Annotated in this window: 15 protein-coding genes; 9 read left to right on the top strand and 6 right to left on the bottom strand. The window is 72.1% G+C overall.

Annotated features, from left to right (window positions below):
* From M878_RS000000100000 to M878_RS68950, 8 genes are all read left to right on the top strand, one after another.
* Positions 1–219: DNA-directed RNA polymerase subunit alpha C-terminal domain-containing protein (locus tag M878_RS000000100000; protein WP_037730150.1), on the top strand; the 219-nt coding region annotated here is incomplete at its 5' end.
* Positions 220–824: 605 nt separating this feature from the next.
* Entirely contained in the window at positions 825–2,183 is a 1,359-nt protein-coding gene (locus tag M878_RS68920) for an alpha/beta hydrolase family protein (protein WP_245238143.1), read from the top strand.
* A 302-nt stretch (positions 2,184–2,485) separates the two neighbouring features.
* Positions 2,486–4,756, top strand: coding sequence for a HAMP domain-containing protein (locus M878_RS68925; RefSeq protein WP_245238145.1), 2,271 nt, complete (start codon positions 2,486–2,488; stop codon positions 4,754–4,756).
* Between the two features lie 13 nt (positions 4,757–4,769).
* The gene (gene pgsB / locus M878_RS68930) at positions 4,770–6,233 is read left to right on the top strand and encodes a poly-gamma-glutamate synthase PgsB (protein WP_023548070.1); all 1,464 of its coding nucleotides are present in this window, start codon (positions 4,770–4,772) and stop codon (positions 6,231–6,233) included.
* On the top strand, positions 6,230–6,712 hold the full coding sequence (locus tag M878_RS68935; RefSeq protein ID WP_023548072.1) for a poly-gamma-glutamate biosynthesis protein PgsC/CapC: 483 nt from the start codon (positions 6,230–6,232) through the stop codon (positions 6,710–6,712). Before pgsB ends, M878_RS68935 begins: the two co-directional genes overlap by 4 nt.
* A 44-nt stretch (positions 6,713–6,756) precedes the next feature.
* Positions 6,757–7,848, top strand: coding sequence for an NlpC/P60 family protein (locus M878_RS68940; protein ID WP_023548074.1), 1,092 nt, complete (start codon positions 6,757–6,759; stop codon positions 7,846–7,848).
* A gap of 85 nt (positions 7,849–7,933) precedes the next feature.
* On the top strand, positions 7,934–9,880 hold the full coding sequence (locus M878_RS68945) for an ArnT family glycosyltransferase (protein WP_023548076.1): 1,947 nt from the start codon (positions 7,934–7,936) through the stop codon (positions 9,878–9,880).
* A gap of 131 nt (positions 9,881–10,011) precedes the next feature.
* Complete coding sequence (locus tag M878_RS68950) at positions 10,012–10,473, top strand: GNAT family N-acetyltransferase (RefSeq protein ID WP_023548077.1); 462 nt, start codon at positions 10,012–10,014, stop codon at positions 10,471–10,473.
* Here M878_RS68950 and M878_RS68955 read toward each other — a convergent pair.
* From M878_RS68955 to M878_RS68970, 4 genes are all read right to left on the bottom strand, one after another.
* Positions 10,433–11,326: a GNAT family N-acetyltransferase gene (locus tag M878_RS68955; protein ID WP_023548079.1), complete on the bottom strand. Its 894-nt coding sequence runs from the start codon at positions 11,324–11,326 to the stop codon at positions 10,433–10,435. The two genes, M878_RS68950 and M878_RS68955, sit on opposite strands and share 41 nt — an antisense overlap.
* Before the next feature lie 72 nt (positions 11,327–11,398).
* Positions 11,399–12,124, bottom strand: coding sequence for an FAD binding domain-containing protein (locus tag M878_RS68960; RefSeq protein WP_023548081.1), 726 nt, complete (start codon positions 12,122–12,124; stop codon positions 11,399–11,401).
* Between the two features lie 227 nt (positions 12,125–12,351).
* Entirely contained in the window at positions 12,352–12,861 is a 510-nt protein-coding gene (locus M878_RS68965) for a DinB family protein (protein ID WP_023548083.1), read from the bottom strand.
* 186 nt (positions 12,862–13,047) lie between these two features.
* Positions 13,048–13,305 (bottom strand): hypothetical protein, encoded by a 258-nt coding sequence (locus M878_RS68970; RefSeq protein ID WP_023548085.1) that lies wholly within the window; start codon positions 13,303–13,305, stop codon positions 13,048–13,050.
* A gap of 209 nt (positions 13,306–13,514) precedes the next feature.
* Here M878_RS68970 and M878_RS68975 point away from each other — a divergent pair, with 209 nt between their 5' ends.
* Positions 13,515–16,544, top strand: a complete 3,030-nt coding sequence (locus M878_RS68975; RefSeq protein ID WP_078630322.1) for an AfsR/SARP family transcriptional regulator — start codon at positions 13,515–13,517, stop codon at positions 16,542–16,544.
* Between the two features lie 134 nt (positions 16,545–16,678).
* Here M878_RS68975 and M878_RS68980 read toward each other — a convergent pair whose 3' ends face one another.
* Positions 16,679–17,476 carry a cutinase family protein gene (locus M878_RS68980; RefSeq protein WP_023548089.1) on the bottom strand — a complete coding sequence of 266 codons (798 nt, stop codon included), beginning with the start codon at positions 17,474–17,476 and terminating at the stop codon, positions 16,679–16,681.
* Between the two features lie 197 nt (positions 17,477–17,673).
* On the bottom strand, positions 17,674–20,235 hold the full coding sequence (locus M878_RS68985; RefSeq protein WP_023548091.1) for an ABC transporter permease: 2,562 nt from the start codon (positions 20,233–20,235) through the stop codon (positions 17,674–17,676).
* Positions 20,236–20,288 lie beyond the last annotated feature (53 nt).

Below are 20,288 nucleotides of genomic sequence, written 5' to 3' on the forward strand. Positions count from 1 at the left end.
GTCCATTCGGTGGGTGAGCTCATGGCTCGTTCCGAGGCGGACCTCCTGGACATCCGTAACTTCGGTGCGAAGTCGATCGACGAGGTCAAGGCGAAGCTGGCCGGCTTGGGCCTGGCCCTCAAGGACAGCCCGCCCGGATTCGACCCGACCGCCGCCGCGGGTGCCTTCGGCGCGGACGACAGCGCGAGCACGGGTTTCATGGAGACCGAGCAGTACTGAATGCCGCGCCGGGTCGCGGGGAGCCAGGACGGCAGCGGAGTCGGCGATGAGCACCGGCCGGCCGCACCCGGCTCCCCGGCGGCCCGCCGGCGGAGAGGCAGACGCGCGTCGGGCAGCGCCCGGCACCGCCCGCGCTCGGAGGCACGCGAAGGACGTACGGCGCCGGCGCGGCCGTGCGCGGAAATCTGTCACGGCGAGGCCATACGTCCGCGCCTCGCGGAGTCAGGGTTGATCCACGAGGCAGATGGCGCTGAGTCTTCGGAGCGCGGGTGCCACGCACGCCTGGGTTCCCCGCCGTGTTCCCGAAACGAAGGTGCCATGCCCGCTGGGAACGCCCCTGCGTTCGGCAGGCTCCGCCCGTTCGGCAGCCGCTTCCGTACGCGGGGGACGGGCTGCCAGGGTCCCCGCCCGGGCGCCGGACGAAAGAGCGGCCAGGACGGGCGCTCCGCCCCGCACCGGAAGGAGGGCCGTGACCGCCGTCGTTGTCCGGTGCGTGAAGTCGCCACAGCCGCTTCCCGGGAGCGCGGGTCCGTCGGCCGTGGCGGCGGTACGGTGTGCGGCAGTCGATCGCCCGTTCTGCGATCGCTAACCAACAAGGGGGTTCCATGAAACACCGCCGCCCGCGCCACCGTCGCAGAACGATCGCCAGAGCGGTCGGTACGGCGGGCGCGCTGGCCGTCGCTCTGGGTGCGGGGATGACGCCGGCGATGGCTGCCGGGAAGCCGTCCGCCAAGCCCGCGGCCACCGGGTTCTCGCCGGACCAGCCCGACCAGCCCGACCAGCACACGCCCTGGGCGCCCGAGAACGACGAGGCGCCGCTGCACCACAAGCCCGTACACCCCGATGCCCTCGCGTCGGGCCGCACGGATACGTCCGGTCTTCAGCTCAACATGCCCGCGCCGACCGGGCCGTACAGCGTGGGCATGGTCGGCCTGCACCTCGTCGACAAGTCCCGCATCGACCCGTACGTGCCGGGCAACCAGCAGCGCGAGGTGATGGTGTCGCTCTGGTATCCGGCCACCGCCACGTCCGGGCACTATCAGGCACCGTGGATGCCGTCGATCTCCGGCGCCCATTTCCTCGCCTCGCGCGGGCTGTCGCCGCAGCAGGTGACCCTGCCGAGGACCGCGGGCCATGTCCTCGCCCCGGTGAACACCAAGCTCGGCAAGCTGCCCGTCCTGCTGTACTCGACCGGGCTGCACTCGGACCGCGCGATGGGCACCGCGCTCGCCCAGGACCTCGCCAGCCGCGGCTACCTCGTCGTCACCGTCGACCACACCCACGACGCCAACGAGGTGCAGTTCCCCGGCAACCGGCTCGAGGTCAACACGATGCCGCCGGACGCGCACTCCTCCGACACGCTCAAGGTGCGCGCGGCCGACATCCGGTTCGTCATCAACCAGCTCGGCACGATCAGTAAGGGCGGCAACCCGGATGCCGGCCACGCCACGCTTCCCTCCGGGCTGTCGGGCGCCGTGGACATGTCCCGGATCGGGATGTTCGGCTGGTCGCTGGGCGGCGCGGCGGTCGACACCTCCATGCAGCTCGACCACCGCATCGCCGCTGGTGCCGACCTGGACGGCCAGTTCTTCGGTACGGCGCCGAGCAAGGACCTGGACCGGCCCTTCATGCTCTTCAGCTCAGGCACCCACAACCGCAACAACGACGGGTCGTGGCGCACGCTGTGGTCGCATCTGAAGGGATACCGGGTCGACATCCAGCTCCACGGCGCGGCACACCTGTCGTTCAGCGACAACGAGTGGATGGTGCCGCAGGAGGCGGGCCTGCTCGGGCTCTCCCAGGATCAGCTCCAGCAGATGTTCGGGACGATCGATCCCGACAGGGCGGTCAAGGTCCAGTGTGACTACCTCGCCGCCTTCTTCGACCAGGAGCTTCGCCACAAGCACAGCACCCTGCTGGACGGCCCCGACAAGAGCTACCCGGAGATCTCCTTCGTCCGCTGACCGGACAGCTGACCGGACATCCGGAGGGCGGGTCCTTTCGCGGGTCCGCCCTTCGGCGTTCCGGGGGGTGGTCCCGCATGCGTCGGCCTCGTCGGCCATCGCCCGGTGGCCCCTTGCGCACGTACGACACAGGGACGAAAGTGTGATGGTTATGTGATCGTATGAGGCTAGAGTGTTCGCTCTGTCGAACATTCGGGCGCTCTACGCCAGTTGAGAAAGGATCCGCTGCCCTGCCCTCCGCACCCCGGGCGCCGCGGCGACACCGCATCCGCCGCCGCGCCGATATGCCCATGCTTGGCGGGGTGCGCCCGCCGATCGCCGCCCTCGTCGTACTCCTGCTGGTGGTCGCCGCCCTGACCGTGATCGGCCTCGACGGCATCCAGGCCGAGCGAATACCGCAGGCCGTACTGAACGGCGAGCAGCAGATCTCCGCGGACACCGCACTGTCGGTGCGCACCGCGATCGACGTCGAGGCGAGCACGGTACGCCGTACGGCCAACGCGTACCCGGCGACAAGCACCTCCACCCCCGCGACCGCGCTCAAGGCGCTGACCTCTGCCAGGAAGGCGGTCCTCGGCAGTGCGCTGCTCGACCCGCACACCGGCAAACTGCTGGCGGCCGGCGGCAAGCCGGTGCCGCTGGCCGGGGTGGACGTCGCCGGGACGGCGTCCGGGCACGGCGCGATCCGGCCCCGGCTGGTGACATCGGGCGGCACGCGGCAACTGCTGTACTTCGCCAGGGTCACCGTGCCCGCACAGCAGGAGGACGCCAACCAGGACCAGTACCAGGCCCCGAGCCGGCCCGACCGGCAGTGGCTGCTCGTGGTCTGCGAGACGCTCCCCACCCTCACGACGTACGGCGACGGACGCACCGCCGAAGTACTGGACGCGAGCGGCACGGCGCTCGCCACCACCGTCCGCGGCACGGCGTCGCCGGCCGCCGCCGACAGCGGTCTGCCTGCGACGGCGGCCCGCGCGGCGAGGGACTCGGGGCGTGACACCGACGGCTCGGGAAGCCTGCTGGGCGCCACCACGGGCAGCCGGCGCACGGTGGCCGGCTGGGCCCAGGTCGCCTCGGCGACCGGTCCGGGCGACGCCGACGGCCTCGGTCTGGTGGTGCTCACCTCCCGCGCGGTGCCCGCCACGACCGGCGGCGCCGACTACTCGCGCTTCGCACTCGAGGCCGCGGGGGCGCTGGCCGGGGTCGCGCTGCTGCTCGGGCTGGCACTGCACTTCTTGGTGCAGCGGCCACTGCTGCGGCTGTATCTGTCCGCCGGCCGCCTGGCCCGGGGCGCGACCGAGGGCGGGCCGGCCGCGCTGGAGGAGCTGACCCGGCCGGTTCCGGTGCATGGCTTCGGGGAACTGGCCCGGATCGGGCGGGCACTGGAGTCACTGCGCCGGCAACTGCTCGGCGAGAGCGGCCCGCAGGACTTCCCGGCCCGGCGCGGACCGGGCTATCGGGCGCTGGCCGTGGCCGGCGTGGTGGTGGTGGCCTGCTGGGCGATGCCGATGATCTTCCTGCTGAACAGGGCGGACACCGCGACCGCGGTTCCGGCTCCGGTCCTCGCCGACCAGCAGGCGCGCACCGAGATCGCGACGAACCGGATCCGGCAGTCCCTCGACCAGTCGTACACCGACCTGAGCGACGTGGCCGCGGGTCTGCCGGGCAGGAGCCGGGCCGCCCAGGCCGAGGTTCTGCAACGCACCCTCGCCGACCACAAGCAGTACCGCTCGCTGTATCTCCTGGACCGCTCCGGCGGCATCACGCTGAGGGTGGGCGGCACCCCGCTGCGCACCCTCGTCCACGTGCCCGGCGGCAGCGGGATCACCACCGTCAACACCTCGGGCCGGATCCCGGCGATCGCCGCCTATTCGCAGGTCCGGGCCGTCAAGGGCAAGGCCCCGGCGGCCGGGGTGGTCCTGTTCGGTGAGATCGACGTGAAGGCGCTCAACTCCGTTCTGCCCAGGCCGAAGCTGGGCAGCGTCTGGGTGACGGACCGCGACAACAGGGTGCTGGCGGCAAGCGTGGGCTACCGCGCCTTCCAGTCGCTGCCCGACCCCGGTCTGACCCGTCTCGCCCGCGCCACCCAGGGCGCCCCGGGGACCGCGGGCACCGCGACCTCGGCGGTGCTCCGCACGTCCTCCGGCCCGTCGGTCGACGCCGCGGCGCCGCTGGCGCAGAGCGGCCCGACGGCCGGCCTCGGCTGGCACGTGGTGACCACGGAGCCCGCGGCGGCGCTCCAGATCCCCGCGGTGCAGGCCGAGCAGCGCACCATGCTCGCCGGGATCCTGGGCCTCACCCTGGGCGCGGCCTGCCTGGGCTGGCTGCATGTCGTGGTGATCCGGCCGCTGCGCGCGGTCGCCGTGCTCGTCGAGCGGCTCGCCGGCGGGGACCGCCGCACCGTGCTGCACCCGGTCAACCACGACGAGGTCGGCTCGGTCACCCGCGGCCTGGAGCTGATGCGCCAGGCCCTGGCGGAACGCGACCGGGCGGAACGCGACAGGGCGGCCAGATCCGGCCACGCCGCCGGGCCTTCCCAGTCCCTGCGTCAGACCACCCTCCAGCGGCAGTAAGGACGGAATCGGCGTGCTCTTCCTCTATGTCATCGTCCTGCTGTGCTGTGCCGCGCTGTGGATCGCCGGAATCGTGGAGCAGCGGCGGCACTTCGCCTCGCTGGAGCAGATACCGGCGCGGGTGCTGGTCAACGGCATCCGCGGCAAGAGTTCGATCACCCGGCTGTGCGCGGGCGCGCTGCGCGGCGGCGGCCTGGTCACCGTCGCCAAGACCACCGGCACCGCCGCCCGGTTCATCCACCCGGACGCCACCGAGGAGCCGATTTACCGCAAGTTCGGGCTGTCCAACATCGTCGAGCAGATCGGCATCGTGCGGCGGGCGGCGACCTACCGGCCGGACGCGCTGGTGATCGAGTGCATGGCGGTGATGCCCGCGCTGCAGGAGATCAACCAGGAGAAGCTGATCCGCTCCACGATCGGCGTGCTGTGCAATGTCCGCGAGGACCATCTGGAGGAGATGGGGCCGACGCTGGACGATGTCGCCCGCTCGCTCTCCCGCTCGATGCCGGTGGGCGGGGTGTGCGTGACGGCGGAGAAGGACCGCTTCCACATCCTCCAGGAGGAGGCCGACGCCCGTAACTGCAAGCTGGTCTACGCCGACCCGGAGACGGTCACCGACGAGGAGCTGCGCGGCTTCAGCTGGTTCACCTTCAAGGAGAACGTGGCGATCGCCCTCACCGTCGCCGAACTGCTCGGCGTGGAGCGGCAGACCGCGATGCAGGGCATGTGGGACGCACCGCCCGACCCAGGTGTGCTGTCGGTGGAGCGCTACGTCACCCCCGAGGGCAAGCGGCTGCGGTTCGCCAACGTCTTCGCGGCCAACGACCCCGAGTCGACGCTGATGAACGTCAAGCAGCTGGAGGACCTCGGCGCGATCAGACGGCCGCTCAACGTGGTCATCAACTGCCGCCCGGACCGGGTGGAGCGCAACGGCCAGATGGGCGCGGTCGTCCCCGACCTCGCCGCCGAGACCGTGTTCCTGATCGGCCACCCGACCAAGAGCGCCCGTGACGCGATTCCGGCCGCCTTCACCGGGCGGGTGGTGGACCTCGGCGGCGACCGCCGGGACCCCGAGGAGCTGACCGCGGCGATGCTCGCGGAACTCGGCCCGGCCTCCTCGCTGGTGGCGATCGGCAACATCCACGGCCAGGGCGAGCTGTTCCTGGAGTGCCTCGCCGAACTGCCGCTGGACGAATCCGAGGACCCGCTCGACGCCGTACCCGACGGGGACGGCCTGGACCAGGAGACCATGCAGATCGCGGTGCCCCGGCCGCGGATCGCGGTGGCCCGGCCGCCCGAGCCGGAGCCGTACAGCTGGGTGGCACCGCTGGAGACACCGGCGTACGGCTTCCACATCCCGGAGCAGCGCGAACTCGCCCGCCGGTTCGCCGCCCGCCAGGGCCGGCCCGACGGCGAGCGCGCCGCAGACGACCCGCACCCCTCCTACGAACCGCACCAGCCCACGAGGAACCCGTGATCCCCGCCAACCTCACCGCACAGACCGCCGCGCTCGGGATCGCCCTCGGGCTGGTCTTCTCGCTCGTCTGCTATCTGACCACCAACCTCTCCCCCGGGGGGATGATCACCCCGGGCTGGATCGCCCTCACGCTCGTCACGGACGTGCAGATGGCCGGGCTGATGGTCGGTGTAGCGGCCCTCACGTACTTCGCGACGAAGCTGGTGCAGCGCACGGTGATTCTCTACGGCAAGCGGCTGTTCGCCGCCGTGGTGCTGTGCGCGGTGCTGATGCAGACCACCGTGATGCTCGCCCTCAGCCATGAGTTTCCGTTGCTGTACACATCACAGACCCTTGGCTTCATCGTCCCCGGCCTGGTCTCCTACCAGATGGTCCGCCAGCCAATGGCGGCCACGCTCATCTCGACCACGGCGGTGACGCTGGCCACGTACGTGGTGCTGGTCTCCGGTCTGCTGATCGGCGTCCTGCCCACCGGCTGACCTGCCCACCGCCCTCTCACCTCGCACTTCCAGGAGGATCGGCCATGCACTCCGAACCCGTCGCCAGACGCAGCCGTCCGACGCGCCGCGCCGTGCTCGGGACGATCGCGGGCGTGGCGGCCGCCGGGGTGGCGGGCGGGTACGTCTGGGACCGCCTCGGGCACGGCAGCGGCGGCAGCGACGACCGCATCGGTACGGCCGCCGACGGCACGGGCACCGGGCCGAGCGCCCGGCCCACCGGGGCCCACACCTTCGAGCGGCTGTCCGCCCCCGACCGCACCGTGGTCCGCGCCGCCGACGGCGGCACGCTCGCCACCTTCACCGACGGCGCCCGTACGGCCGTACTCACCGGGCCCACCCGCAGCTTCAGCGAGCCGCGGACCACCGAGGCCACGGTGACCACGGACGCCTGGGTGCGGGTGCTGCCGCACGAGTGGCAGCGCGGCCTGGAGAAGTCCGCTTGGTTCAAGGGCTGGTTCCACAAGGCGCTCGGCGACACCAGCCCGGACGTCTTCGCGGTGGCGTTCGAGTACAGCAGCGCCGGGGCGCCCGACAAGCACAACACCGCCGGCGTGCGCTACGCGGGCACCGCGCACTTCGGCCCGCGCAACGCCAAGGTCAACAACCCGCTGGACTTCGCCTACCACGACGAACAGTCCGACTTCTACGACTATCTGGGCATTGACTGGACCTTCCCGGACGGCACGCGCGTGCAGCCGGAGAAGGCCCGCTACGGCGACGTCGACTGCTCCGGCTTCCAGCGTCTGGTGTGGGGCTACCGCATGGGCATCCCCCTGCACAACACCAACGCCCAGGGCACCGGCCTGCCGCGCCGCGCCTTCGCCATCGCCGCCCACGGTCCCGGCCGCCTGGTGATCCCCGACACCGGCGAGCAGCCCACCGATCTGGGCGCCCTGCAACCCGGTGATCTGGTCTTCTTCGCCATCATCAAGGACCGGCCGGACTTCATCGACCACTGCGGTATGTACATGGGCCTCGACGACCAGGGCCGGCACCGCTTCTACTCCAGCCGCTCCGCCGCCAACGGCCCCACCCTGGGCGACCTGTCGGGCCGCTCGCTGCTGGACGGCACCGACTTCTACGCCCGCGGCTTCCGGGCGGCCCGCCGACTGTGACCCAGCCGCCTGTCGCCGCCGCCCGGTGATCCCGCCGCCCGTGCACCACCGCCTCACCTGACCTGCTGATCCAAGGACCACTGCCATGACCGCCATCCCCGCCGTCCAGCCCACCGGCGCGCACCGAGGCCGCCGGGCGGCCAGCCGCCGCTCCGGCCGGCCGGAAGACGCCCCGCGCTGGGAGCGCCCCGCGCTCGCCACGGTGCTGGTCGTCGCCACCCTGCTGTACGGCTGGGGCATCGGGCACGCCGCGCTCCACCCCTTCTATGGTGCGGCGATACGGTCGATGTCCGGCAGCTGGCGAGCCTTCTTCTTCGGCGGGCTCGACTCCAGCGGCTCGATCACCATCGACAAGCTGCCCGGCGCCTTCTGGCCCGACGCCGTCTCCGTCTGGCTCTTCGGCCCGCACACCTGGGCGGCCGCGCTGCCGCAGGTCGTCGAGGGCGTGCTCACCGTATGGCTGTTGCACCGGATCGTACGGGCCTGGGCCGGGCCGTTCGCCGCGCTGGTCGCCGCGCTGACGCTCACCCTCACCCCGGTCACCGTGGTCCTCGACCGGGCCACCATCCCGGACACGGCGCTCACCCTTCTCCTCGTGGCAGCGGCGGGAGCGCTGCAGAAGGCGGTGCGCACCGAGCGGCTGCTGCCGCTGATCACCTGCGGCATCTGGGTCGGGCTCGCCTTCCAGACGAAGATGCTGCAGGCGTGGCTGGTGCTGCCGGTCTTCGCCGCGGTCTACCAACTCGCCGCGCCCGGCACCCGGTTGAACCGGGCCCTGCGCGTCCTGCTGGCCGGTGCGGTCGCGCTGGCGGTCTCCTGCTCCTGGGTGCTGATCGCCTGGGTGACACCGGCCGCGAGCCGCCCGTACCTCGACGGCACCTCCGGCAACGATCCGTTCGCCCTGGTCTTCGGCTACAACGGCCTGAGCCGCTTCAGCAGTGATGCCACCGCGTTCGGCGCCGTCGCGGGCACCGCCGCCAGCCGCACCACCGGCAACACCGGCTGGGACATGCTGATCAACCACACGGTCGGCCCGCAGATCGCCTGGTTCCTGCCGCTCGCCGCGCTCGCCGCAGTCCTCGGCGTCGTCTGGCGCGCCGGGCAGCCGCGAACCGACCTGCTGCGCACGGGATTTCTGATGTGGGGTGGCTGGCTGGCCGTGCACACCCTGGTGTTCAGCAGCTCCAACGGCAACCACGCCTACTACACGGCCGTCATCGCCCCGGCGCTCGCCGCGCTGACCGGCGGCGGGCTCGCGCTCTTCCGATCGGAGTACGAGTCGAAGTACACGGCGGTGCCGGAGGCGCAGCACGAGCCGGCGCAGGAGGCGGGCGGCCGGCGGCACATGGCGCTGCCGGCGGCGATCGTGCTGACGGTGGCGTGGGCGCTGGTGCTCGACTGGCCGACCCGATTCGTCTCCTGGCTGCTGCCGGTCGCCGTGATGCTCGCGCTGTGCGGCGTGGTGGGCCTGTGGACCCGCGGGCCGCGCACCTCCCCGCGGATGGTCCACGGCGCCCTCGCCGCCGGGATCGCGGCCACCCTGGTCGTACCGGCCGGCTGGGCCGTCTCCAGCCTCAACCCGCTCTACGCGGGCGCCGCCACCTCACCGATGACCGGTCCGGTCGGCAAAACGTACGGCGCCCACCACCGCCACGCTCCGCGGGGCGTAGGACTCGACCAGCCCAGCGCCCGCGACACCGCCCTGCTCGACTACCTCACCACGCACCGCCACGGCGAGAAGTACCTGCTCGCCACCCAGGCCGCCTACACCGCCGAGCCCCTGCTGCGCGCGAAGTCCGAACCCGTCCTCGTCATGGGCGGCTTCACCGGCAGCACCCCCTTCCCCACCGCCCAGCAGCTCGGCGGTCTCGTCACCGCCCACCAGCTGCGCTATGCGCTGCTCACCACCCAGCGCCCCACCACTCCCGCCACCATCTGGGTGAAGTCCCACTGCACCCGCATCCGGCCCACCGCCTACGGCCGCCGCACCGACGGCAGCTTCGCCCTCTACGACTGCAACCCCCAGGCGTGAGGCGACGCCTGCGGACCTTCGGTCGCGTCATGCACGATGGGGCCATGCCTCAGTTGACGGCCCCGAACGCATCCGTACACCGGTCCTTCGTCGAAGCCATGGCCGAGTTCCGAGCCGAAGGACGGGGAGGAGTGGGCGACGAGTCCGCGGAAGGACAGTTCCTACGGGGTCATGCGGACAACCTGCACGACGCCAAGGCCTTCGCGGCCTATGTACAGGCAGTCTGTGACCAGGCCCGTTCCGATGCCGCGGGCGAAGATGTACCCCGCACCAACCTCTGGTTCGTCGAAGGGGCGGCCTACATGGGACGGCTGATGATCCGGCACGCTCTCACTCATGAGCTGCTCGAGCGCGGAGGACACATCGGCTACAACGTGCGGCCCTCGGCTCGACGGCGTGGATACGCCACAGCGATGCTCATGGAGGCCCTGCCGATCGCCCGTGGGCTCGGAATCACTTCCGCCCTGCTCACCTGCGACGCCGGCAACAATGCCTCGCGCAAAGTGATCGAGACATGCGGCGGCGTCCTTGAGGACGAACGCAACGGCACGCTCAGGTTCTGGCTTTCGACCGGGGCCGCGCGTCGTGAGTGAAGTCGTACGCGGCCCAGTCGGTGAGCGTGCGATAGCCGAGGCGCTGATAGAGGGCGTTGCTGGTGGGGTTGGACAGGTCCGCGAACAGGACGACGTCCCTCGCGCCCGCTGCCAGCGCGGCCCGGCTCACCTCCGCCGTCACAGCGCCCGCGTAGCCGTGACCGCGCAGGCGGGCCGGGGTGTAGACGATGTCCACCTGGATCTGGCCGCCGATCAGCGGGTTCATGCCCGCGATGGAGACGGGGGTGCCGTCCGGGGTCTCCCAGAGCGTATAGCGCTTGTCGGCGAAGCGCGTGCCGGCCCAGGAGCCGGCGTCGATCGAGACGGCTTCCCCGACGGCCTTGGCGAACTCGCCGCACCAGAACATGACTTGCTCAAGGTCCTGCTCGCCCAGGACGCGGCCCCGGCCCGCCGGCAGCGGCTCCGGTGGGGTGAGCGTGCCGAGGCGGTACAGACGGAGCCGCGTGTCGTGGAGTCTCGGCGTCGCGCCGGTGTGCCTCTGCCAGGCCTCGGCGAAAGCGGTGGCGGTGGCGTGGTCCGCGCTGACGCGGGGAAGTGAGTGCCCGAGGGCGGCCAGGCGGGCGGCCAGGGAGCCGGCCTGCGCGGGCGTGAGCGGGGAAAGGCCGATACCACGCGGCGGGAGGCGGAAGAAGGTGCCGTGAACCTCGCCCGCTCGCTCCAGCACGCCGAAGACGGGGGCGTCGGTGCCGAACGCCTTCGCCCCACGTGCTCGCACTCTCTCGGCCCACGTCAGCTGCATGACGTGCGGGCCGGGCCGTGAGCGCAGGAAGTCTCCGGCTCGGGCGAGGAAGTCGCCGACGTCTTCGGTGAGGTGCCAGTCATCCGGACGCATGCTTCATCGTCCCTGATGTACGTGACTCGCGGGAGCACTGGCCCGGAGAAGCGCCGTCGCCATGCCCCATGGTCAGTCCGTGTCCGCGCCCCGGTCACCCAGCAGGCCCGTGACCTGTGTGCGGACGGCGGCCCACGCGGTGGCCGGCAGGTCGCCGAGGAGCGTCTCGCGCAGTGCGCGCACGGTCTCCTCTGGCTCGGTGGCGCATGGGGCGCCGGCGCTGAGCACCTCGTAGCCGTCGCGGACGGCGACCCGTAGGCGGTCGCCACCGTCGTCGGCATGTACCGCCGAGGCGACCACGAGGGGCGGTGGTCCGCCTGCCTCGCCGGGCAGTTTGCGGTACGCGCAGGCGACCGGCGCACGCCAGCGCAGGCTCAGCAGAACGGGACGCTTGGCCACCGCCTCGGCCAGTTCCACGTCATGAACACCGTCGGACCCCAGCACCGTCGCCCGGGCGTCCAGGACGAGAGCCGCGGGCAACAGACAGCGCAGGGTGCTGCCGACGAGGTTGCCGCCGACCGTCGCCGTCCGGCGCACGGCCCCGGTGCCCACCGTGGCGGCCGCCAGCCGCAGTACGTCCGGAACGCGGCCGTCGATCCGGTGCAGGACCACGGCGCCGCCCACGGTCTCCCGGCCCAGCACGTTGGCCTCCGGCAACTCGCGCAGGGACATCGCCAGTTCGGGGAAGCCGTCCCGCTGCCACGTGGCCCACACGAGCGTCGCCCCGCCGACCGGCACGGCCCCCTCGGCCAGGCACTCCTGCGCTTCGGACACGGATGTGGGCAGTCGCAACAGCACAGTGGCCGACCTGCCTTCCTGAACGTGGGACTTGGGACCACGGCGGTGGGTGACACTTTGGCCATCTGCCCGCCGTCAAGACAGTTTTCTCGCCGATCGGGGGGCGCGTACAGGGCTCACGCGTGCACACCGCGCCCGCCCGTCACCGGCGCCGGTCCTGGTCCGGTTCAGGGCGGTGATGCGGCTTCCCGTTGTGGCTGGACCCGATGGCGAGCCCCCTCAACGGGTCAGGCGCCGACCGTGCCGTCCACGCCCTCGCGCAGGAAGTCCGCGTGGCCGTTGTGGCGGCCGTACTCCAGGATCATGTGGAGCATCACCATCCGCAGGGACACGTCCTCGCCCCAGCGCGGCTGGTGCCCGGCGAGGTCCAGGGACCCGGCCTCGCGCTCGATGCGCCGCGAGTGCTCGACCTCCGCCTCCCACACCGCGAACGCCTCCTCGGCGCTCGCGCCCGTGGTGTCGTAGGCGGCCTGGAAGTCGAACTCCTTCTCCGACCACAGCATCGGGGCGGCGTTGTCGTCGAACACCCTGCGGAACCAGGCGCGTTCGACCTCCGCCAGATGGCGGACCAGGGCGAGCAGGGAGAGGGTCGACGGCGGGCTCGACCGTTCCTTGAGCTGCTCCTCCGTCAGACCCTCGCACTTCATCGCCAGGGTCGCCCGGTGGAACTCCAGGAACGCCCGCAGCGTCTCGCGTTCCGTGCCGAAGAGCGGCGGGCCTGTGCGTTCGACGGTCACGGTGGGTTCCTCTCGGGAGCGAGCGGGCGCGGGCCGGGGCGGCCTGAGACGTCCAACGTACCCCGCTTGCCCGCCCACGACTTCAAGCGCAAAGGCCCCGGACCATTCGCTGGTCCGGGACCTTTGGCATCCACTCTCACATGAAGCCGAGACCCAATTCGGTGAGCCGAGCAGCACAGCTACCGATCAGTGGCCTCCGCACGTGGTACCGACGTGGGTTTCTTGCGCCCCTGGGTCGCCTTCGCCGTTCAGCAGGTTGCCGAGCAGGCCGTTGGCGACGCCCACCTCACCCAGGACGTCAAGGTTCAGGTCGTCGGTATCGCACCCCCCTCGGTGCATGACCGCGCCTTGCGCGGTGGCGATGCCCGTACCGGTGCCGGTGGCTATGAAGCCGACGCTAGCGATGACCGCGGCCGCGACAGCGGCCTTGGAAAGCTTGCGCATGTCTCCTCCTTGGGTCTGGAGCGCGGCAGAAGATCCACTTTGCGCTCATTTCGGAGGCTAGTGCGGCATTCCCGACAGCGCTCATCGGGGAAGCCATCCGGGGCTGTGGGGTTCACCCGCCGGTCCGGCCGTGTGGTGTCGTCGTACGTGAGAGGCGCAGGTCTTGTGGGGGTAGCCGCAGGTGGCCGCAGTCCCGGTAAACTCCCCGCGTGCCGATCCCGCGCGAGTTATCCACGGATGCAAATCAGCAACTTCGCTTCGCTCTGCTCGGGCCGCTCCAGGCCTGGCGCGGCGACACGAGTCTGGAGCTCGGGCCGGTTCGTGAACAGGCCGTCCTGACGGCATTGCTGCTACGACCAGGCAGGACGGTCAGCCGACAGCAGCTGCTCGACGGGGTGTGGGGCGCGGAACCCCCCGGCACGGGCGACAAAGTGATCCCGGTCTATGTGCACCGATTGCGCCGATGCCTGGATGCTCCTGGAAAGGGCTCGGCGGATTCCGTCATCGACACCGTTCGCGGGGGCTATCGCTTCGCCCCGAGGAGCGCGGGTGTGGACGTGGCGCGCTGGGAGGAGATCGCCGCCGAGGGGCGTTCGGCGAGGGATTCCGGAGACCTGGAGGCCGCGGTGGACGCATGGGCCACGGCACTGGGACTGTTTCGCGGCGAGCCCTTGGCCGGAATCCCCGGGCCCTTCGCGCAGGGGGAGCGGTTGCGGCTGGCGGAGCAGCGGCTCGTGGTGGTGCAGGACAAGGTCGACTGCCAGCTCCGTACGGGACGGCACACCGAGGCCGTGGGGGAACTGTTCTCCCTGACGACGGCCCACCCCTACAACGAGGCGCTGGCCGCCTTGCTCATGCGTGCCCTCCACGCCGGCAACCGGCAGTCCGACGCGTTGGACGTCTACACCGCGGTGCGCCGCCGTCTGGTGGACGAGCAGGGAATGGAGCCCGGCGGCGAACTGCGCCGGGTGCACGAGGCGGTACTGCGGGGCGACGACACGTTCCTGCTCGGCGGCGGCACTGCCGTACGACAGGGCCGGGCCAGGCAACACCCGACGCCGACGGAGCGTCCCGTCCCCGCTCCCGCTCCCGCTCCCGCTCCCGCTCCCGCTCCCCAGAAGCATCGCGTGCGGTATGAACTACCCGTCGGAGTAGGCAATTTCACGGGACGGGACCGGGAACACGGCATCCTCGTCGCGCCCGCCGACGCGCGCGTGGTCACCGTACGGGCGGTGGACGGCATGGCAGGAGTCGGGAAGACCGCCCTGGTGGTGCGCGCCGCGCGGGCGCTGCGGGACCGGTATCCCGACGGCTGTCTGTTCGTGGAGCTGCACGGGCACCGCGAGGACCGGGAGACGGTGGGGCGGCAACGCGTGCTGCGCCGGTTGCTGCGGGCGGTGGGTGCCGGCGAAGGGGAGGACTCCGAGGACCTGGACGAGTTGGCCGCGTCGTGGCGGACTGCCACCGCCTCCCTGCGGCTGCTCCTGGTACTCGACGACGCCGCCCGCGCCGAGCAGGTACGGCCGCTGCTGCCCGCCGGCTGCGGCAGCGTGGTGCTGGTGACCAGCCGCCGGCGCCTGACCGGGCTGGACGCGGACCGCAGGGTGTCGCTGCTGCCGCTCGGCCTCGACGAGGCGGCGGGACTGCTGACCCGTATCGTCGGCGGCGAGGAAGCCGGCGAGGGGTCCGACCGCGAGCGGGTGGCCGTACGCGAACTGGCCGCGTTGTGCGGCCGGCTTCCGCTGGCGCTGCGCATCGTCGGGGCACGGATACAGGATCGCCCGTTGTGGGCGGTGGAAGCCCTGGTGGCGCGGCTGACCGACGGCGAGCGCCGGCTGGACGAGCTCGCCGTGGAGGGCCGCAGCGTCGAGGCCGCGTTCCGGATCTCCTACGATCAGCTGCCGGCCGCCGACCAGCGTGCCTTCCGCGCCCTGGGCCTGTCGCCCACCATACGGCTGGACCGGCTAACGCTGGCCGCCCTGCTCGACGCGACGCCCGCCGACGCCGAGCGCACCCTGGAGAGCCTGGCCGACGCGAGTCTGGTGCAGCGGGTGACCGCCGACCGCTACCGGTTGCACGACCTGGTGGCGGTCTACGCCCGACGCGTCGCCGCCGCGTCGCCCGGCGAGGCCGCGGCGGCCCGCGGGCGGGTGTTCCGGCTGTACGTGGCCGCCGCCCGCTGCGCCGGCGACTGGGGCATCTCGTCCTACCCGACCGGCCCGCGGGGCACCGGGCCCTTCACGGACTGGGAGGAGGCCACGACCTGGCTGGACGCGGCGGGCGGTGAACTGGTCGATGTGATCGGCCAGGCGGCGGCCACCGGCCAGGTGGACGAGGCCTGTTGGATCGCCGAGGCCCTGGTCGACTACCTCACCCGGCAGGGACGGTTCCACGAGTGCCGCACCGCGCTGGAGCCGCTGCTGCCGAGGCTCGGTCAGGCCACCGACCGGCGGATGGACTCCGCGCTGCGTACGGGCCTGGGCATCATGTACGGGCTGCAGGGCCGCTACCAGCGGGCCCGCACCTGGTTCACCGAGGCGCTGGACATCAGCCGCCGGGCCGGTGACCGGCATGAGCAGGCCAGAGCCGCGGCCGGTTTCGGGACCTTCGCCAATCTGGAGGGCCGGATCGCCGAGTCCATGACCTATTTCGCCCAAGTGCTTTATTTCGTACGTGAGTTGACGTACGACGACTGGCTCACGGGCTCGGTCATGACCCGCGTCGGCGATGTCCACCACCAGCTCGGAGAGTACGACAAGGCGTACGACCGCTATCTGGAGGCGATCGCCCTCGCCGAGAAGGCGGGCAGTCCCAGGCTCCTCGGCAAGACGCTGCTCCGCCTCGGTGGCCTCCAACTCGACCTCGGCCGACCGGCCGAGGCGGCGGGCACCCTGGGGAAGGCCGAGGATCTGGCCCGGCGTCTCGGCGATGTTCCCCTGTACGCCGCCGTCCTCGGCAGGCTGTCCACGGCGGAGGCCGACCTGGGCAACCCGGAGGCCGCCGCCGAACTCCTGCGCCGGGTCGGCGCCGTACTGGACGAGCAGACCGGCACGGCGTCGGAGATCGCGATACGCCATCGGCTGATCTGGCACGGCGCCGTGGCGGAAGACCTGGCCGGGGCACGCGACTTCTTCGAGCGGGCCACGGCCCTGCCCGCCACGGATGCCAACCGTGCGCGGATCTCCAGGGTCCTGGACGACCTCGGCCGCCGACGACAGCCGGGCGCCGACGACGCATAGCGCTCGGGCCGGGCTGCGGCGGCTCGTGGCACCCCGGGCCGGGCGCAGACGGCTCCTGGCACCCGGGCGGAGTCGGCCTCGGCCCGGCCGAGGCGTGGTCGGCCGGGCCGCGGGCTTCGCTTCCGTCAGGCGCCCTACGCGGGGCCCCCGTCCGGAGTCCTCCACAGGATCCCGTCGCCACCGTCGTCGCCGAGGGTCTGGGCGATGACGTTGCCGCGCTGCGGGTAGTTCCCGTGCAGGTTGAAATAGCCGGGCGCGTTCAGGAGGGACGCGTCGCACACCGGGTCGCCGTGGATGCAGTACCGCGTGACCGGGATACCGTTGAACTCCGCCGGTCCGGCGCCGGGGGAGGTGAAGCCGGGCACGCCCCAGCCCTTCGGGATCTGGGCCGTGAAGCCGGTGCCGGGCTGCATCGGGTCGGCGTAGAGCATGCCGTTGACCTGCGAGAGCGGAATGCCGGTGCCGCCTGCCGCGATCGTCTGGAGCACCTGGTCCGCGGCCTGTGCGCCCTGGGAGTAGCCGCTGATCGTGATGAGCGCGTCCGGGTGGTCGCGATGGGTGTCCTGCGCGGCCTTGAGCGCCTCCTGGTAGCCCTGCCGCACGCTGGAGTCGTAGTTCGGCGCGGTGAGGGCGTCAGGGTGCGGCTGCAGGGTCTGGAGGTCGATGAGGGGGCCGTTGGGTCCGATGAACGGGCCGGCGGTGGCCGGGTAGCACACTTCGATCGCGTGGTCGCCGAGCTGGAGAGCCGCGTTGGCCTCGTTGTAGGACGAGGTGGTGGTGTCGCAGCCGGGGGTGTGCGTCGTCGCGCCCGTGCCGCCGATCTCGATGTAGTAGTGGTCCGCGCCGGCCGCGTGCGCGGCGGCGGGGAACGCGACGGCGGCGCCGGCCGTCAGCGCCGCCGTGATGGCCGCGGTGCGAACAGCCCGTGCCATCCTGCTCGTTGTCGTCCTCGTTGTCGTCGTTGTCGTCGTTGTCGTCCTCGTTTTCGTCATTGCCTGATCTCCCCCTGGGGTCGTGGACCTGCCTGGCAGCGAACACGACAGACGCTAGGCACGGGTGTTCACAACGCGTTGACATACCGATGACCGCGCTGGCAGCAGGGCTGTCAGCTGTCATAGGTGCGGCGCCCCTACGACTCCGCGACCGCTTCCAGCGGGCTCAGGGCTGCCGCCCGGCGGGCCGGGACGGCGGCGGCGAGGGCGCCGATCGCGAGGGACAGCAGGCAGACGAGGAGCAGCGTGCCCCAGGGCAGCGCCAAGGAGTACTGGTCCATCGCGCCGTTCGCCAGCGAGCCGACCGCCCAGGCGCCGAACAGGCCGCCCGCCAGGCCGAGAAGAGTACCGAACGCGGCGACGGCCACCGCTTCCAGCCGGATCATCCGGCGGATGCCGGTGCGGTCCATGCCCAGGGCGCGCAACGCGCCGATCTCCCGGGTGCGTTCGGCGACCGACATGGCCAGGGTGTTGACGATGCCGAGTGCGCCGATCACGGCGCCGATGGCGAGCATCCCGTACATCACGTGCAGCAGGTCGGTCATGGTGCCGGCGGCCTCGTCGACGAGTTGCCGCCGGTCCTGCACAGTCAGCAGCGGGCTGTCGCCCACGGCGGTGCGCAGCCGCTGCTCGGTGGTCCGCGTGGCCGTGCCGTCCTCGGTGCGGACGAGGACCCGCTGGACGGAGCCGGGAAGGAAGCTGTCCCTCGCGACCTCGCCGCGGGCGCCGAGTGCGTCGCGGGCGATGGGGTTGTCGCGGTAGACGCCCACGACGGTGTACCGCTTCACCCCCTGGTTCCGGCCGATTCCGGCGGCGAGCCGGCCGCCCGTGGTCACGCCGGTCTCCCTGGCGACGGTCGTGGAGACGGCGATCCGGCCCGGCCCGAGGTTCCTGACGGAGCCGCTGACGAACTCCAGCTTCATGACGTCGTTCACGGTGGCGGGGTCGACACCGGAGATGTCCCGGACCTGGCCGCCGGTGAAGAGGGTGGAGTCGGCGACGGCGGTCGCGGTCCGTACGCCGGGAGTGCCGGCCACCCGTCGTACGGCGGCCTGGTCGATGCCGGTCGTGGTGGTGCGGGAGCCGATCACGTAGTCGGCGCCGAGGCCGGCCGCGGCCTGGCGGTCGAGGGCCTGCCCGGTGGAGTTGCCGATGACGGCGAGCCCGGCGACCAGACCGGTGCTGATCAGCAGGGTGGCGGCGGTGGCCGCGGTGCGCCGCGGGTCGCGCAGCGCGTTCTCGCGGGCGAGCCGGCCGGTGATCCCGAAACGGCCGGTCAGCCGTCCGGTCAGCCGGATGACGGGGACGGCGAGCAGCGGTGCGAGGACGATCAGGGCGGCGCCGAGGAGCGCGCAGCCGAACAGCGCGCTCTGCAGGTTCTCCTCCGAGGCGTCCTTCGCCCCCGTGAGCGACACCAGCAGGCCGGCGCCGAGGACGAGGAGGACGAGGCCCGTCACCCCGCGGAGCCGGGACCGGGCGGCGGAGGGCGGCTGCTGGACCGTACGCAGCGCCTCGATCGGTGCGATCCTCGCCGCCCTGCGGGACGGCAGCCACGCGGCGAGCACCGTGACGCCCACGCCCACACCGAGCGCGGCCACGACCGAGCGCGGGCCGATCACCAGGGGGCCTCGGGGCAGTGCGTTCCCGTCGGTGCTCAGGAGGCCGGGCAGCGCCTGGGCGATGCCGAGGCCGGCCAGGAAACCGGCGGCCGATGCCACGAGGCCGACGAGGAGGGCTTCCAGGAGGACGGAGCGGGACACCTGGCGGCGTGTGGCGCCGATCGCCCGGAGCAGCGCGATCTCACGGGTGCGGCGGGCCACGAGCATGGTGAAGGTGTTGATGATGAGGAACGAGCCGATGAACAGCGAGACCCCGGCGAAGACCATCGGCACCTTCGTGTAGCCCCGGGTCAGGGTGTCGACGAGGATCGCCTGCTGGGCGGCCTGGGCGGCGCCGGTGGTGGCCTCGGCACGGTCGGCCGGGAGTACGGCGGTGACCCGGCGGGCCAGCTCGGACTCGTCGGTGCCGGGTGTGGCGGACAGGTCGATGCCGGTGTAGTGGCCCGGGGACGCGAACAGCTTCTGGGCGGTCGCCTTGTCGAAAAGGGCGAGGGTGCCTCCGGCGGTCACCCGGGTGTCGGTGGTGTTGACGATGCCGACGAGCCGTTTGGTCAGGGCCGGGCCGTCGGTGGCCAGCGTGACCTTGTCGCCGATGCGGAAGCGGCCGGCGGCGGCGGTGCCGCTGTCCACGGCGAGTTCCCCGCCGTTGGCCGGGGCCCGGCCCGCGGCCAGCGGGTAGCGGCTGTCCTTTCCGTCCGCGCCGGGTACGTAGCCGGCGGCCGGGTTCGCCCCGGCCCTGACCCGCAGTGGGGTGCCGTCCGCCGCGCTCAGGGCGGCCGAGCCGTCGGCGGAGGGGCGCACGGCCGCGACACCGGGTACTCGGGCCAGTTTCCCGGCGAGCGCGTCGGTGAGCACGCTTGTCCCCTGGTCCGCGGGGGCTCCGGACGGGGACTCCTTGGCGGTCACGGTGACCGCGATGCCGGCGAAGTCCTTGGACGCGGCGGCGCGGTGGGCCTCGGCGGCGGAGTCGGCGAAGACGAGGGTGCCGCTGACGAAGGCGACCCCCAGGCAGACGGCGAGGACGGTCATGATCTGACGGGCCTTGTGCGCCAGGAGGGTGCGCAGGGCTGTTCTCAGCATGGGTGACTACTGGCTTCCGGGGAGGTGGGCTCGACGGGGGTGAACGCGCGGGC

Origin of the sequence: Streptomyces roseochromogenus subsp. oscitans DS 12.976, from assembly GCF_000497445.1 — a bacterium.
Taxonomy (GTDB): Bacteria; Actinomycetota; Actinomycetes; order Streptomycetales; family Streptomycetaceae; genus Streptomyces; species Streptomyces oscitans.

Excerpts from the sequence above, each read along its gene's own strand:
- M878_RS68955 (WP_023548079.1), bottom strand. The coding sequence starts at position 11,326 with ATGCGTCCGGATGACTGGCACCTCACCGAAGACGTCGGCGACTTCCTC.
- M878_RS68980 (WP_023548089.1), bottom strand. The coding sequence starts at position 17,476 with ATGGCACGGGCTGTTCGCACCGCGGCCATCACGGCGGCGCTGACGGCC.
- M878_RS68920 (WP_245238143.1), top strand. The coding sequence starts at position 825 with ATGAAACACCGCCGCCCGCGCCACCGTCGCAGAACGATCGCCAGAGCG.
- M878_RS68970 (WP_023548085.1), bottom strand. The coding sequence starts at position 13,305 with ATGCGCAAGCTTTCCAAGGCCGCTGTCGCGGCCGCGGTCATCGCTAGC.
- M878_RS68985 (WP_023548091.1), bottom strand. The coding sequence starts at position 20,235 with ATGCTGAGAACAGCCCTGCGCACCCTCCTGGCGCACAAGGCCCGTCAG.
- M878_RS68940 (WP_023548074.1), top strand. The coding sequence starts at position 6,757 with ATGCACTCCGAACCCGTCGCCAGACGCAGCCGTCCGACGCGCCGCGCC.
- M878_RS68945 (WP_023548076.1), top strand. The coding sequence starts at position 7,934 with ATGACCGCCATCCCCGCCGTCCAGCCCACCGGCGCGCACCGAGGCCGC.